Consider the following 14,752-nt stretch of genomic DNA (forward strand, 5'->3'; position numbering starts at 1 on the left):
CCTTGTGCCGTGCTTGGGGGCGACCGTTCCTGTCGTACGATTCGCCGGGCTTCCCCCTGGGGCCAGTTGACCCCTTTTGTCGCGGAGCGCGCATCGCCCGATCACGGAAACTCGCGACGTGCCCGGTACCAGCCTAATCACCTGAAGCGCGGGCCCGGCAGGCCCGGCCGCCCCTTCGTGCCCGTCCGACGCGTCACACCGGGCCCGAGACCTCCCGGGCGCATGTGTACGTACATCAAAACGTGACGAAGGCGCGGCGCGCTCAGCCTCCGATAGCGCGTGAATTCGCGTGATAGCGCGCCAGGTCCCGTGAAAACGGGCCAAGTTGGACGTCGGTCAGTCCATCCGGCGTGCCACGCCCAGCAGTCCGGTCTCGGCATCCGTCGCCCGTGTCACCACGTACTGCCGGTCCCGCTCCGTGCACCACAGCGTCACGCCGTCCGGCAGCGTCGGCAGTGAATCGAGCTCCGGACGCGGCAGCCCGAGCACGCGCCCGATCTCCGCCGCCTCGTCCGGCGACACCCGCTGCACGCCCACCAGACGCGCCTGACGCATCAACCGCGGCGCCACCGGGCTGAGATACGGAAGCAGCGTCAGCACCGACTGCCACGGCGCCGACACCACGCGCCCGCGCGGGGGCCGCATGCCGCAGTCCCGCACCACGAGCACGGGCGTTCCGGCCGAGGCGCCCTGCGGGGGCACGCGGCCGACGTCGTACACCGCGAGGCCGTTCTGCCCGCCGCCCATGGCGTGCACCATCGGCATCCAGGCCTGTGCCCGGCCCGTCTCCACGGCCACGCGCGCGCCCGTCGCGGCCGCGCGCAGCGCCATGACCTGCGCGGTCCACAGGCCGCCGATGAGCACGATGTCGTACGGCGTCGGACGGTTCACCCCGAGCACGGCGGGCTGGCCCTCGGCGTTGTCGCCGACCACCACACCGTCGTCGCCTATCGGCAGGGACAGGGCGTCGGCCTGCTCCAGGGGCAGCGCATGCCGCGGGTGACGGGGGCCCAGCAGGCCGAAGCCGGTGCGCAGCCGCTCGCCGAGGCCCGGCGCCGACCGGTTCGTCTCCGACGGGGCGGGCGAAGTGGTCACGGCCATCAGCGGGCACCTCCGAGCGGCAGAGTGGCGAGAACGCCGGGGAGTTGTTCACGGTCCAGGCGCGCGAGCCCGGTCCGCGCCTGCCGCGCCGTCTGCTCCAGATCGCGCCGCGCGTTGGTCAGCTCCTGGTTGCTGCGGCCGGTGATCCGCAGATGGCCGGTGACGGCCACGTCCTGCTGCGCGCCCTTGGCCAGCGTCAGACTGAAGGTCGTCGCCAGCGCGGGAACCGCCGTCAGCTGCGCCACCAACTGCGCCAGCGAGCCGCCGGATCCGCCCAGTTGGGGCCAGCGGCGCACCCAGTAGGTGGTGTGCCGACGGTTGTCGCAGCGCCAGCTGCGGCTGGACTCCTCGGTTCGGCGCTGCGGCGCCTCGCCCCGCCCGGCCTGGGCCGCCTGGGCCGTCACCATCGGGTTGGCGCACGCGGAGGTGGCGATGGCGGCCGTCAGCTCCTCCTCGGTGAGCACGTTCGCCTGGAACCCGGCGCCGGTCAGCCGGCTCGCCAGATGCTCGGCCGAGCGGGTCAGGCACTTCTGTGCGCCCAACAGACCGCCGCCGCGCGCAGCCACCGCCTCCGGGCACAGCTCGGGATCGAGCTTCAGCGCGATCCACGTGATGCGCACCGCGGGGGAGCCGGTCTGGGCCTGCAGCGGCGCGTAGTTGCTCACCACGACCGACTGCTGGGGCAGGTGCAGCGCGGGCGCGGGCTGCGTGTGCACCACGACCTGCGCCGACTCCAGCCGGATCCCGTCGACTTCGAGGACGTCCCGCACCAGCGCCAGCGGCAGCGGTCTGCGGCTGCGCTCCGCGCGCAGCGCGTCGGCGCCCGACTCCACCTGGAGCACCGCGGTCAGGAAGCCGCCGTCGCCCACCATGCCGATGGGCCGCTGGTCGCGGTCGTCGCCGCGGCTGTAGCTGTACGTGCGCAGGGTCGGATCGCACTCCACGGCGGGCGCGAGACCGGAGTCGGTGCCCGGCGGCACCGGTGTGCCCGCGGCCCGCCGCCTGCGGGCCCGCAGCGCCAGCAGGGTGCCGAGCCATTCCGGCAGGGAGCGTCCCCGACGTCGTACGACGGCGAGCACCAGGAACACGGCGGCGACGGCGGCGGCGGAGATCAGCGCGACCGTGCCGAGAAGCCACCCGCACACCACGAGCGCGCCCGCGATCTCCAGCAGCACCAGCCGCTGCACCGCGAACGAACCACCGCGCCCCGAACGGGACTCCAGATGTGGCGCGAAAGCGCCCTGATACGAAGTGGGTGCCTGCTGGGCGCCCGGTTGGGAGGAAGAAGTGCCGCGACCACGCGACCGGCGCGTACCACCCGACCGTGACCCCGATTGCGATCGCGACCGGTTCCGCGTTGCGGAAGCCATCACTCCAAAACCCCCGAACTCTCCCGAAAAACCTTGCGCTCCGGTCCCTTCAAGCCCTGAGCACCCTACCCGTGCCACACGCACCTCTTGGCAACAGGCATAGTAGGGGCCGGGTCTGACAGTCGAGACACCAGAGCAACCGAGGGCGGGGGACGGATCTTCACAGGTCCCCCACGGCTCCGCAACGGGGAGAGAGCGGACACAGATGGCATCACGGCGGGACGAACTCAACGCCTACACCTTCGCGAAGCGCCGCACGCTCGCATCATTCCTGCAGCCTTCCCCCTCCGGTTCGGAGGAGGGCGCCCCCAAGCCGCTGGGCGCGCTCGTGCCCGGCGCCGTCGTCGGCGTCGTGATCCTCGCGGTGTTCGGCGCGATCGGCATGTTCAGCCCGACCGCGCCCAAGGGTTGGGACAAACCCGAGGAACACGTCATCGTCGCAAGCGAGTCGACCACGCGGTACGTCGTCCTGAAAACGGGCACGCAGAGCCAGCTGCACCCGGTTCTCAACATGGCCTCGGCCAAGCTCCTGCTGGACCCCAGCCACGACAGCGTCATCACCGTCGACGAGAAGGTCCTGGACAGTGGCAAGCCCCCGCACGGCGCCACCATCGGCATCCCCTACGCCCCCGACCGCCTGCCCACCTCGGACGAGGCCGAGGCCGCCAAGCGCTGGGTGGTCTGCGAACGCCCCGGCGACGGCGGCCGCGCCATCCAGAAGGCGGCGTTCGTCCTCGCGAAGAAGGAATGGTCGAAGACGGACGGGCCGAACAAGCTCACCCACGGCGACCTGATGTACGTCGTCGCCCCGGACGGCAAGACCCAGTACGTCGTCGACGCGCGGGGCACGGCGTACCAGATCGCCAACCCGACCGACAAGGAACTGCTCAAGGCCCTCGACACCCAGGGCCGCGCCCCGCAGCGCGTCTCCCAGCAGTGGCTCGACACCCTCCACAAGGGCGACTCGATCGCGATCCCGCCGATCCAGGGCACGCCCGGCGCGAAGGCCGACGCCTCGACCCTGCTGCGGCAGTACGACAAGGTCGGCGAGGTCATCAAGGCGTACGACGGCCAGTCGATGCAGTACTACGTCGTGCTGCAGGGAAAGGTCGCCCGGATCTCCGAGTTCACGGCCACGCTCCTGCTCAACAGCGGGGACCTCATCGGCACGGACCAGGCCGGTGAGGCGCAGCAGGTCAGCCCCGGCGCGGTCGCCGACAGCACCACGTTCGACGGGAACAAGAACTGGCCGACGTACAAGCCGAAGACGGTGAACGACGGCTCCAGCACCACCAGCGGCCGCAACACGGTCTGCAACGTCATGCTCTCGGTCGCCGGCAAGGGCCGGACCACGCTGTCGACCTGGGTGGGCACGGAATTTCCCGCCCAGCTGCCCACCGGCTCCTCCAGCGGATACGTCACCGCCGGCTCCGGCCAGCTCTACCGCCAGTTCCAGGGCACGGCGACCGGCGCCGGCGGCGTCTTCCTGGTCACCGACACGGGCCTGCGCTACGCCCTGCAGTCCAACAGCGACAGCGCCACCGACGACCAGGGCATCGGCACCTCCGCCAAGCAGCGCAAGGAGGAGCTGTCCGAGGCGAAGATCGCCCAGACCCGCCTCGGCTACGAGAACGTGAAGCCCACGCCCGTCCCCCAGGAGTGGTCCAGGTTCCTGCCGACGGGCCCGCGCCTGTCGGAGGCGGCGGCACGGCAGCCGCAGGGTTCGTAGCGGAGCGGGCGGAGGAGAAGCGAACTCATGCTGAAGGCAAGGACACCGGGGACCGCGGCCCGGACAGCGGGCGTGGCCGCCGCGGTAATCCTCACCGCGACGACCACGGTGATCGCCCTCCCGGCTTCCCCGGCCCGGGCGGACGACGGCCAGTGCACGTTCCCGTCGAAGAACTACGCGGGCCGGCCGTGGGCGCTGCAACGCGTCAACCTGGACGCGCTGTGGGCGCAGTCGACGGGCAAGGGCGTCCGGGTGGCCGTGATCGACACCGGGGTGGACATCAAGAATCCGCAGCTCACCCAGGCCGTTGACGTGTCGAAGGGCAAGAACCTGCTGCCGCCCAAGAACACCAAGGGCGAGAAGATCGAGCGCGGCAACAACTCGGGCACCACGGACACGGTCGGCCACGGCACGCGCGTGGCCGGCATCATCGCGGCCCGCCCGGGCAAGGGAACGGGCTTCGTGGGCCTGGCCCCGAAAGCGACGATCATCCCGATCAAGCAGAACGACGCCGAGGGCGACGGCACGGCGCTCACCCTGGCCTCGGCGATCCACTACGCGGTGCAGGCGGGCGCGGACGTCATCAACATCTCCCAGGACACGGCCAACGCGGTCGCGCCGGACATACGCCTGAAGCAGGCCGTCGACGAGGCCCTCGGCCGGAAGGTCGTGGTCGTGGCGTCGGCCGGCAACGACGGTCTGGGCGGCAACGTCAAGCCGACGTACCCGGCGTCGTACCCGGGCGTCCTGGCGGTGGGGGCGTCCGACCGCAACAACGAACGGGCGGCCTTTTCACAGTCGGGAGATTTCGTGGGGGTCTCGGCCCCCGGTGTCGACATGATCTCCACGGTCCCGGGCCGCGGCCACTGCTCGGACAACGGCACGAGCTTCTCGGCGCCGTATGTGGCGGGCGTGGCGGCCCTGTTGAAGGCCAAGTACCCCAAGTGGACGGCCCAGGAGGTCGCCGCCCAGATCGAGCAGACCGCTGAACGCTCGATCCCCGGGCAGGACCGGCTGGTGGGCTGGGGGGTGGTGGACCCGGTGAAGGCGTTGACCGAGGTGGATCCGGAGCACCCCGTCGAGTCACCGAAACCCGAGGACGGCGTCGCCAAGGGCGAGGCCCCCTCGGTCACGCCCCTGCACTTCGGCGAGACGGCGGACGAACGCAACTCCCGCATGGCGACGTACGTCATGGTGGGAGGCCTGGTCGTGGTGGCGGGGCTGAGCGGTACGGCCGTGGCGGTACGGGACGGACGCCGCAGGCGCGGCGGGCAGCGGCCGGGCGGCCGGTGGACGGCCTGACCGAGCTGAACGTCCTGGGCCTGGCCCTGACCGCCGTACTCCTGGCCATGGCCTGCGTGAAGGCGGACCGGGTACGCGCGTGGCGCTCGAGCATCAACCCGTCCGCCCCGGACCTTCCCGACTCCGCCTTCGTCGTCGCCCGCGTCGTCTTCGTGACCCTGGCCGGTCTCGGCGTCTACACGGCCGTCCAGGGCTTCGGCGTCTCCGACGACATGGCGTGGGACGACACCGAGCTGGCCGGCGCGGTGCGGCAGGCCGCCGACGACCTGAACGGCTTCACGTACCAGACCGACGACTCGGGCAGTCCTCTCTACTTCGACGACTACGCCTCGCTGATCGAGGACAACGTGATCCGGTACGGCGGCGGCGACGCCCCGCAGTACGGCGTGGCCGCCGTCCCGGCTGACGCCAACACGGAGGACGACGCGTACTTCACGGTCACGGCGAAGGGCGCGGACGGCGCGTTCTGCGCGCACGTCGAGCGCGGCCGGTCGAAGGAGGACGACTACACGCCTCCCGGTATCGGTGGCCGGGAGGGGACGCTGACGTACCGGGGGTACCGGATCGCCATGGAGTCACGCAAGGGCGAGTGCTGAGCTCCGACGGGTGCCGATGCGGGGGTGCCGCCGAGGCTCACAGCTTGCCGAAGACGACTCCCCGCCAGGTCCAGCCGGACTTGAGGACGGCGTCGCGCAGCGGCTCGCGCAACTGCGCGCTGTCGAAGCCGAAGGTCTCCGTCGTCTCGAGCCGACCGCTCTCCCCACGTCCGACGGTCCACCGGCGGCTGACGGTCCGGCTCGGCCCGCGCGTGTACTCCGACGTCCTCTGGAGCGTCGTCGACGTCCCGACCCGGCTGACCTCCCACTGCTCCTCCAGAGCACGCACCTCGTGCTCCTTGTGGTCCAGCCGCATCCGGATCCGCACCGCGTGACTGACCTGGGACTGGACGAAGATGTGCTGCCACGCGGGCTCCGTCAGCCGCCACTCCGCCAGCAGGTCGCACTGTTCACCGCCGCCGTAACGGATGACGTACGGCACATCGGGCTGATTGAGCCCGAGCAGAGCCGCCCGCAGTTCCTCTCCCGGGACCGGTGAAACTCCCTCCGGGGGGTGCTGGGTGCCGGTGAGTTTGTCGAAGAGTCCCATGGAGTCAACCTACGAAGGACAAGGACGGAGGCACAAGCTTCGCCGACTCCGCACAAGCCGCTACGGCGTCGCACCCTCGCCCGGACGGACGGTGCGCACCAAATCCCTGAAGTCCTCCAGCAGGGCGGGGTGCTGCGACGCGGTGGAGGTGAGCATCAGCCGGATCACCACCCGCCGGTGCGGATCGTCGATGTCGAGCACGGACAGGTACACCTGGGACTGCACGAGGTCGCGGCTCCTCCCGCCCGCGACGACCGAGAAGGCCAGCGTCTGGGTGAGGCCCGGCGCATCCACGGAGCCGGTCTCACGGCGGTCGGTGACCATGACCGAGGCGACGGCCTCGTCCATGTGCCCCACCGACTCCTCGGCGATCTCGGGCAGCGTCGCGGCGTCGGGGCGGTACGCGCCGTCGACGGTGATGTTCGCGGTGAAGCCGGCGTCCGACGGCAGACGGACCGCGACGAACGCCGCGCCGGGCGCGCCGACCTCGTCCGGCGGCGCGGATCGCCAGCCGTGCGGCAGATCGAACTCGAGCGGGATCGGCAGGGTCGTCGACATCGCGAGGTTTCCTTCCTACGACGGCACTCCCGTGACGGCGGGCCACGGGAGTGCCGGTTCAGAGCCGGTTGGTGAGGGAGTCAGAACACACTGGTGATCGCATTCCCGAACGAACTCACACCATCCCCGACGGCGTCGGCCAGGTCCCCCGCGGTGTGGACGACCTTGTCCGGGTCGACACTGAAGTTGACGCCCACTTCACCGCCGAGGGCGGGGGAGAGGCCCACCTTGGTGCTGAACTCCCACGCGCCTTGCTGGTTCTTGCCGAAGTCCAGGCTCGCCTCGGCACCGGGGCCGGCCCAGCCCTCGGCGGAGAAGCCCGCCGAGACGCCTCCGACGTCGGCACCGATCTCGCCACCGCCCTTGGCGCCCGCGAAGGCCGTGCCGCCCACGTGCACACCTTCTTTGCTCACCCCGGCGTCGACACCGGCTTCGGCACCCACCATGCCCTCGGCCTTCGCGGAGACGCCGGCCGGGCCGAGACTGACGCCGCCCTCGGCCGAGCCCTCACCGCCCGCGAAGGCGCTCGCGTTTCCTTCGACGCCGTCCTGGGAGACGCCGCCCTCGACGGAGGCCTTGGCGCCCGAGTAGGCCTCGGCCTTCCCGTCGAGCTTCCACGGCCCTCTGGTGAGCGAGCCCTCGGCGCTCGCGCTGCCGAGGTCGGCGTGCGCCTCCGCCTCGCCGAGTTTGCCGGATCCGAAGTCGGGCCCCTTCGCACTCGCCCCGGCATCGGGGCCGGACGTCTCGGTCTTGCCCTCGGACTTCCACCCGTCGGGCTTGGTCCGGGCGGCTTCGCGCTTGGCCTCGTCCTCGTACGTCTTGATGTCGCCATGGGCCTGGCTGTTGAAGCCGGTGAGCGTGCCGTCACCGAGGTCGGAGTCGATCACCACCCGGGTGAGGGCGTTCTCGACCTCGTTGTCGATGTCGCACATCTCCTTGACGAGCCGGTTGATCTCCGCCTGCCAGGAGGCCTTGGCCTTGCCCACGGACTCCTGGTAGTCGGGGTCATGGTGCAGGGCGGTGCGTTCGCCCTCGCTCAGCTTCGTGGTGTCGTAGGAGACCACACCGCCCTCCGACACCGCCATGCCGGCCTTGACGGCGTCCGCCCGGGCCGACTCCAGCTTCTTGCGGATGTTCGTGAAGTCCTTGTGCGCCTCACGCAGCAGTGAGGCCACCGCCTTGGCCTCGACCTGCGCGGCCTGGAACTGCTTGAGCGTGACGTCGAAGCGTCCGTTGGCGGCGTCCGCGCTCTGCCCGGACCAGCCTGGGCCCAGGGTGATGCCGCATACATCCCGCTGGTACGCGACCTCCTGCTGGTGGAACTCCTTCGCCATCCCGTCCCAGCGGTCTGCGGACGTCGTGAGCGCGGACAGGTCGGTCGTCATGATCTCGTGATAAGTCGGCATGGGATCCCCGTTGTCATTCCCGTAGCGGACTGCTGGTCGAGACGTGGCTCAGGACTGAGCCTGTGATGCGGCCCGGTCAGTAACCGTTGATGACCGACACCGAGTTCGAGTTCGACCCCACCTGGAAGTCCGTGGTCTGCAAGGTGGTGTTGGCGTTGCGCAGAGCCGTCTTGTCGGAGGCGAGCATGTTCATCAGGTTCTTCACCTGCCCGTCCCAGGACGCATGCGCCTTCTTCAGTGCTCCCGACGTGTGCCATCCGTCACGGAACGCCGTGACGGTCGTGTTGGTCTCCGTGTCCGCGTAGTCGCCGGCCTTACGGGTGTCGGGTTCGATGTGCTGCTCGATGGCGTTGGCAGCGGCGTGCTTCTGGGCCGGTGTGGAAGCGAGCTTCTGACCCCCGGTCAGCCCCGGGGCAGCGGGGGATGCCCCGACGTCGCCCGGCACTTGGTTCAGTCGCATACCGACGGGCTGTGCCGTCCCGTCGCTTCCCGGTTGCACCTGCTCCGCCCCTGACATGAGTCCCGCCTTCCCTTGCCGCCGTACGGTGCCGGCAGCGCGGGCACCCCCGTTGCAGCGATCGCGTCGTACCGTAGCGCTTTCATGCCTTCGGTTAGGTAAAGACTGTCCCAAACAGCCGCGCGGGTACACGTCAGTTGGGGGCCGGGGACGCCTTGTCGTCGGCCTTGAAGTCGTAGTGGATCTGGTCTCCGCTGACGGACGTGACCTTGACCGTCACACCCAAGGTGCTGCCGTCGTTCGCCGTCAGCGTGCAGCGCGTGGTGGTGCCGACCTTGCCGACGAGGTCCTCGGGGCAGGAGATGCGGGGCTTGGGCTGATTTGTGGCGGCGGCGAGCTTTTCGGAGAGCGTGCTGGAAAGCTTGTCCGCGGACAGCTTCGGCGGAGTGGACTTCTTGACCTCGACAGAGGCCGAGCAGCCCAGCAGCAGCGTGCCGGCTGCTGCGGCCGCGAGGATCGAAACAGCGGTGGTCATCCGGGTCTTGGGCATCGTCTACTCCGGGTCGACTGGTTATGCAAGAAGACCGGGATAGCGTACTTGGCGGGGTGCTGGGGGCATGGCGATGGGTGCCCGGCCATTACCCGACCGCGCGAAACTTGGAATGCGCGCAGTCTTCGTATCTCCTTCACTCCACCTACGGAAATTCTCACTTTCTCCACGAGGTGGAGCTGATCACGTTCCCGTCGTGCCGGCCGATTGGCGAGGCCCGGGTGACGCTCAGCGGCAGGAGTCGTGTGGGCGCGGTGAGCTCGATATTTATGGCTTGATATTGGTGCTAGCGTGAGCGCGCCGACCGCCAAGACGCGTGTGCGCAGGCGGGGTTGAATGAAGAGGGATGGGATTTCGTGACGGCCGATCTGGGAGTGGAGCCCGGTGTCCTCAAGAAGGGCGCTTCGGACATTCTGGAATGTCTGACGCCCGTTCAGAAGGTGGACCTGAAGAGTCTGGCCGAACAGGGTTCCGCGATCGGGGACGATTCCGCGGCCGAGGCGCTGGTCACGTTCTGCGGCACCTGGGAGCTGGGGGCCGAGTTCCTCGCCGATTGTGCGGCCTCCCTGGCTGAGGGCCTGAACTCGGCCAACAACAACTTCACGGAGACGGACCAGGCCATCCGCGACGCGGTGAATTCGGTCAAGTCGGACTTGAGTTAGAAAACTGAATCAGAGACGGGGAATCCGCATCCATGGCAACCGAGCTGGGGTCGACGACCGACCCCAAGGAGCTCGTTCCGGGTGACACCGGAAAGCTGACCGAGCTCGCCTCCACCCTCACCGGCTGGTCCAAGAAGTTCGACAAGATCGGCGACGGCCTGCGCGATCTGAAGATCACGGGCTGGAAGGGCGAGGCCAGCGACGCCTTCTGGCCCACCCTGTCCAAGGAGAAGTTCGATTGGTACCTCGCGGCCGACGCGATGACGGGCGCGGCCGACGCGGTCACCTCGTACTCCTCCACGCTGGGATGGGCCCAGAAACAGGCCTCGACGGCGATCGACCAGTGGAAGTCCGGCGACCACGACGCGGCACGGACGACGCTGAACGCCGCGCGCAAGCAACTCAAGCCCGAGCTCGAGAAGCTGACGAAGAAGTTCGACGACCTCGCGGGCGGCGCGGCACACAGCCCCGGCTGGCTGACGGACGCGCGACAGCGGGTCGACGACTGGAAGTGGATCCAGGACCACAGCGTCGGCAAGACGACCCAGAACCGGTGGAAGCTGGAGACCGAGCGCTGGCTCCCGAAGGGTGACGGCCACTACCGCGCCGACAAGGTCTGGGGCAAGGACGAGGACGGCAACTGGTTCATCCGGGACAAGCCCGCGCCGACCGGGGACGAGGAGGACGGGACCACCCCCGGCAAGAAGACCAACCTGACCGTCAAGCTCGCCGAGTGGCAGGGCGGTGCCAACGTCTGGTCGGCGGGCGCCAACGGAGAGACGTCCTTCGCTGGTGACGGCAAGCTGAAGGGTTCGGCCGGCGTCTCGGCGCTCGGTGTCGACGGCTCCGCCGCCGCGAGCATCACCAACGGACGGCTCCAGGCCGGCCTGTCGGGAAGCGCGTACCTCGCCCAGGCCTCCGCGAGCGGCAGTGCCGAGTACGGCTACGCGGCGGTCCAGGCCGAGGGCAAGGCCTACGCGGGTGCCGAGGCCTCCGCGAACGTGGGCGTCGGCAAGGACGGCGTACACGCGGGCGCCGAGGCGTTCGCCGGCGCCAAGGCCACCGGCTCGGTCTCCGGCGACGTCGCCGGTGTCGGCGCCGGTGTCGGCGGCGAGGCGTGGGCGGGTGCCGGCGCGTCCGCGAGCGCCGACCTGGGCATGAAGGACGGCAAGTTCACCGTCGGCGGCGAGGTCGGAGTCGGCCTCGGTATCGGCGGCAAGGTCTCCTTCGACGTCACCATCGATCCGCACAAGGTGGTCGACTCGCTCGGTGACGCCGCCGACGCGATCGGTGACTGGTTCTAAGCTGAGCTGACGCTCATCAAGGAAGGGAGCATCATGGCGGCCACGCTGCCGGTCAAGATCTCGTTCTCGTTGCCGGAGGGCTGGCAGGCTGCGCCGCCGGACGAGGTGGGAGCGCCCGGCGCCGCCTTCGTCGCGCTCCATCCCGCCTCCATCGACGGCGGGTTCACGGCGAACATCACCATCGCCGGTCGGATGCGCAACGACAGCGCCACCATGTGGCAGATCGCCGACGAGTCGGTGCACCGGCTCGAGCAGGCGGGAACCGTGGAGGTCGTCAAGAAGGCCGAAGTGGGGACCCCGGACATCCCGGGCCTGACGGACGCCCCCGGCGTGATCCAGAACCTCCGCCTCCACACCACCCTGAGGGGCGAGCCGCTGGAGCTGCTCCAGAGTCAGGTGTACCTCGGCGTGGAGGACGTCAGGAACTCGGCGAAGCGCGCGGTGATCGAACTCGTCCTCACCGCGAAGCAGAGCCAGATGGCCGAGGTGCTGGACGACTTCAAGGCCTTCCTGCGGACGGTGCGCCCGGCCGAGGAGGACTCTGACTGAACGACAGAGTGCCCGTTCTCCCGCGAGCCTGCCGGCCTCGGGAGAACGGGCACTCTGACGTGTGCTCCGGCTTCTGCTCGGACCTTTGCTCTGAACTTTGGCTCAGGCGGCGCTCCAAGCCTGTTCCGGAATCCGGTCCAGGACATCGCACAGGTAGTTCAGCTTCTCGTCGACGGCCTGTGGCGTCAGCGGACCCCTGTACCACGTGAACAGTTCGTCCTCGCGCAGCTGGAGGGACCCCTTCGCCTTCGGGTCGGTCACCAGATAGGGCACCACCGTCTGGCCGAGCGCGTTACGGACAAATTCCTCGTCCCGGGTGATGACCCGGAAGTTCTGATCGAATTCCGGCACACCGAGCTGCATCTTGGCCCTGCGGTCGAACAGCGTGTCCAACACACTCGGGCGCAGTATCTGCACGAACGGCCCGGAGCCAGGCGCCGTGACGATGAAAACGGACTCGATGTTGGGCTGCTTGCGTTCCCCGGTGTCCGCGCCCGACTGGAGGTTCATGGAGCGGTACTCGAAGTACTTGAAGGAACGGCCGCGGAACTCTCCCGTGGTGTAGTGCCAGGCCCGCAGATTGCTCCCACGACCGGGAAAGGGCCGCACGCCACAGTACTGATCGATCTCCCCCTGGACACGCTTCTGGTAGGTCCACCCACGTTCCGGTGCGATCCGGGCAAGCTGCTCATAGCCCTCTTTGACCCGCGCGTCCTTCTTACGCCCACGCGCCGACACGGTGAACACGAGGATGAACATTCCCGCGATGAAGGCGAACAGCGACCACTTGATCAGTTCCCCAGCCCAATGCTCCATGGTTCTGATTATGGCGGACGGGAGCGAGGAGGGTGAACGGAGGCTTCCGTTTGATGCCTGATGCCTGATGCCTGGGGGGTGCGAGGTCGTGGGTGGCGGCGTGCTCAGCCTGCAGGGGAAGTCGCAGCCAAACGCTGAACGTTTCGCCCTACTTGGTGTTCGCGGTGATCAGCTTCTGCATTCACGGCATCCCCACAACTGGGTCAATGTCAGGGAGATGCTGCGTCATCAAGGTGCAAGTGTGGGGGACCTGGGTTGGCGGGACCTTGGCAGGAAGGTCTGCCTCCGAAGCGCAGCTCGATCGGTCTGCCACTTTGCGGGCAACGGAGTTGAGGATCGCCATGTGGTCCCTGGCCCTGCGAGCGCTCCCGAGAGCGGAAGAGGGTGAGAACATCTCTTCCTTGACGTACCGCGCATCTCCGATCAACGACGTTCCTGTCTCCTTGGTGGTGCAAGCGAAGTAGAGGTCGGCTCCGTTCGTACCCGTGGCTGCGTAGGCACCCACGGGAAAGGGCACCCGTCTCGTGGTCGTTTCCTTGACGGGCTTCGGGTGCTGTGCCGCCGCATGGAAGTCGATCTCGAGGAGCGGGAAGTCGTTGCCGCTTACAGGCCATTTCGTTTGGTGTGATCTTGCGGGATGCTGACTGTATGGCGAGCGAGCTTGTCGAGCGGTTGGTGCCGGACGGTTTGTGGGAGCTCTTTCAGAGGGTGGTGCCGCCGGCGCCGGAACGACCGCAGGGCGGAGGCCGCCGTCGGTCGCACGGTGACCGGGAGGTTCTGGCCGTGATCGTGTTCGTGGCCACGTCAGGCTGCACATGGAACCAGTTGCCGCCTGGATTCGGACCGTCGGGCGTCACCGCGTTCCGGCGGTTCACCGAGTGGTCCCAGGCCCGTGTCTGGGTCAAACTGCACCGCCTGGTGCTCGACGAACTCGGTGGTCAGGGAGAGCTCGACTGGTCGCGGTGCGCCATCGACTCCGTCAGCGTCCGCGCGGTCAAAGGGGGCCGCTGACGGGACCGAGTCCGACCGACCGTGGCAAGCGTGGATCGAAAATCCACCTCATCGTCGACCGGAACGGCCTGCCTCTTTCCATCGGCGTCTCCGGCGCCAACGTGCACGACAGCCAGGTCTTCGAGCCACTCGTCAGAGGCATACCGCCTATCCGTTCACGCCGTGGCCCACGTCGGCGCCGCCCGGCGAAACTCCACGGAGACAAGGGATACGACTACCCCCACCTGCGACGATGGTTACGGATGCGAGGGATCACACCACGTATCGCCCGTCGCGGAGTCGAGAACTCCCAACGCCTCGGCCGGCATCGGTGGGTCGTAGAACGCACCATCGCCTGGCTCAGCGGATGCCGACGACTACACCGTCGCTACGAACGCAAAGCCGAACACTTCATGGCTTTCACCGCGATCGCTGCCACACTCATCTGCTACCGCAGACTCCCCAAATGAAATGGCCTGTTAGGTCGTCTTGAGTGCGACTTGGTGATGAACTTGCGGGTCACGGTGGCGTCCACGCCCACCCAATCGGCCTTGTCTTCCTTGCCCTTGAGGTTCTTGTCGGTGTCTTCGGCGAGCGGAGTGAGCTTCTTGGTCATGTTGCGCCAGTCGGTGATCGCCTCGGGTTCATGCGGGCGAGGTCGTAGTCGTGCCGCAAGCCGATGTGACTCGTACGCGGCATAGCCGCCGGCGGCGAGGTCGGTCTGGTTGACGCGAAGGACTCCCTGAGCGGTGGCGCTACCGCCGGGATCAGCTGGAAGCGGTCGAACTGCATGCGCGCCGAGCCTTGGCGGC

At 68.7% G+C, this 14,752-nt stretch carries 16 protein-coding genes; 7 read left to right on the forward strand and 9 right to left on the reverse strand.

Annotated features, from left to right (window positions below):
- Window positions 1-336: 336 nt before the first annotated feature.
- Entirely contained in the window at window positions 337-1,101 is a 765-nt protein-coding gene (locus ACIRVH_RS34455) for a hypothetical protein (RefSeq protein WP_403961652.1), read from the reverse strand.
- A complete protein-coding gene (gene eccE, locus ACIRVH_RS34460) occupies window positions 1,101-2,471 on the reverse strand; it encodes a type VII secretion protein EccE (protein ID WP_403961655.1) in 1,371 nt (456 codons plus the stop codon). Before eccE ends, ACIRVH_RS34455 begins: the two co-directional genes overlap by 1 nt.
- A gap of 205 nt (window positions 2,472-2,676) precedes the next feature.
- Between eccE and eccB the strand changes: the two genes are divergently transcribed.
- The 3 genes from eccB to ACIRVH_RS34475 are packed head-to-tail and all read left to right on the forward strand — an operon-like array spanning window position 2,677 to window position 6,098.
- The gene (gene eccB / locus ACIRVH_RS34465; RefSeq protein ID WP_403961659.1) at window positions 2,677-4,200 is read left to right on the forward strand and encodes a type VII secretion protein EccB; all 1,524 of its coding nucleotides are present in this window, start codon (window positions 2,677-2,679) and stop codon (window positions 4,198-4,200) included.
- A gap of 27 nt (window positions 4,201-4,227) precedes the next feature.
- Complete coding sequence (gene mycP, locus ACIRVH_RS34470; RefSeq protein WP_403961662.1) at window positions 4,228-5,502, forward strand: type VII secretion-associated serine protease mycosin; 1,275 nt, start codon at window positions 4,228-4,230, stop codon at window positions 5,500-5,502.
- The gene (locus ACIRVH_RS34475; RefSeq protein WP_403961665.1) at window positions 5,490-6,098 is read left to right on the forward strand and encodes a hypothetical protein; all 609 of its coding nucleotides are present in this window, start codon (window positions 5,490-5,492) and stop codon (window positions 6,096-6,098) included. The genes mycP and ACIRVH_RS34475 overlap by 13 nt, the downstream gene beginning before the upstream one ends.
- 37 nt (window positions 6,099-6,135) lie before the next feature.
- Here the strand turns inward: ACIRVH_RS34475 and ACIRVH_RS34480 are convergent, their stop codons facing one another.
- From ACIRVH_RS34480 to ACIRVH_RS34500, 5 genes are all read right to left on the reverse strand, one after another.
- A complete protein-coding gene (locus tag ACIRVH_RS34480) occupies window positions 6,136-6,648 on the reverse strand; it encodes a hypothetical protein (protein WP_403961668.1) in 513 nt (170 codons plus the stop codon).
- Between the two features lie 60 nt (window positions 6,649-6,708).
- The gene (locus ACIRVH_RS34485; RefSeq protein WP_403961671.1) at window positions 6,709-7,206 is read right to left on the reverse strand and encodes a hypothetical protein; all 498 of its coding nucleotides are present in this window, start codon (window positions 7,204-7,206) and stop codon (window positions 6,709-6,711) included.
- Window positions 7,207-7,286: 80 nt separating this feature from the next.
- Window positions 7,287-8,612, reverse strand: coding sequence for a hypothetical protein (locus ACIRVH_RS34490; protein ID WP_403961673.1), 1,326 nt, complete (start codon window positions 8,610-8,612; stop codon window positions 7,287-7,289).
- A 76-nt stretch (window positions 8,613-8,688) separates the two neighbouring features.
- Entirely contained in the window at window positions 8,689-9,072 is a 384-nt protein-coding gene (locus ACIRVH_RS34495) for a hypothetical protein (protein ID WP_403961675.1), read from the reverse strand.
- Window positions 9,073-9,262: 190 nt separating this feature from the next.
- The gene (locus ACIRVH_RS34500; protein WP_403961677.1) at window positions 9,263-9,619 is read right to left on the reverse strand and encodes a DUF4333 domain-containing protein; all 357 of its coding nucleotides are present in this window, start codon (window positions 9,617-9,619) and stop codon (window positions 9,263-9,265) included.
- A 356-nt stretch (window positions 9,620-9,975) separates the two neighbouring features.
- Here ACIRVH_RS34500 and ACIRVH_RS34505 point away from each other — a divergent pair, with 356 nt between their 5' ends.
- Genes ACIRVH_RS34505 through ACIRVH_RS34515 form a run of 3 tightly spaced genes read left to right on the forward strand, consistent with a single transcriptional unit; the run spans window position 9,976 to window position 12,134 of the window.
- Complete coding sequence (locus ACIRVH_RS34505; RefSeq protein WP_403961680.1) at window positions 9,976-10,281, forward strand: hypothetical protein; 306 nt, start codon at window positions 9,976-9,978, stop codon at window positions 10,279-10,281.
- Between the two features lie 32 nt (window positions 10,282-10,313).
- On the forward strand, window positions 10,314-11,585 hold the full coding sequence (locus ACIRVH_RS34510) for a putative T7SS-secreted protein (protein ID WP_403961683.1): 1,272 nt from the start codon (window positions 10,314-10,316) through the stop codon (window positions 11,583-11,585).
- Between the two features lie 33 nt (window positions 11,586-11,618).
- Complete coding sequence (locus tag ACIRVH_RS34515) at window positions 11,619-12,134, forward strand: hypothetical protein (protein WP_403961685.1); 516 nt, start codon at window positions 11,619-11,621, stop codon at window positions 12,132-12,134.
- Between the two features lie 102 nt (window positions 12,135-12,236).
- Here ACIRVH_RS34515 and ACIRVH_RS34520 read toward each other — a convergent pair whose 3' ends face one another.
- Window positions 12,237-12,950: a hypothetical protein gene (locus tag ACIRVH_RS34520; protein WP_403961688.1), complete on the reverse strand. Its 714-nt coding sequence runs from the start codon at window positions 12,948-12,950 to the stop codon at window positions 12,237-12,239.
- A 648-nt stretch (window positions 12,951-13,598) separates the two neighbouring features.
- Between ACIRVH_RS34520 and ACIRVH_RS34525 the strand changes: the two genes are divergently transcribed.
- A protein-coding gene (locus ACIRVH_RS34525; RefSeq protein ID WP_403961691.1) for an IS5 family transposase occupies window positions 13,599-14,410 on the forward strand; the annotation gives its coding sequence in 2 pieces (ribosomal slippage) (window positions 13,599-13,949 and window positions 13,952-14,410; 810 coding nt in all).
- On the opposite strand, the gene ACIRVH_RS34530 is transcribed toward ACIRVH_RS34525, so the two are convergent.
- On the reverse strand, window positions 14,389-14,556 hold the full coding sequence (locus tag ACIRVH_RS34530; RefSeq protein ID WP_403961694.1) for a hypothetical protein: 168 nt from the start codon (window positions 14,554-14,556) through the stop codon (window positions 14,389-14,391). The genes ACIRVH_RS34525 and ACIRVH_RS34530 overlap by 22 nt on opposite strands.
- Between the last annotated feature and the right edge of the window lie 196 nt (window positions 14,557-14,752).

The sequence above is a fragment of the Streptomyces sp. NPDC101165 genome, from assembly GCF_044768135.1.
Taxonomy (GTDB): Bacteria; Actinomycetota; Actinomycetes; order Streptomycetales; family Streptomycetaceae; genus Streptomyces.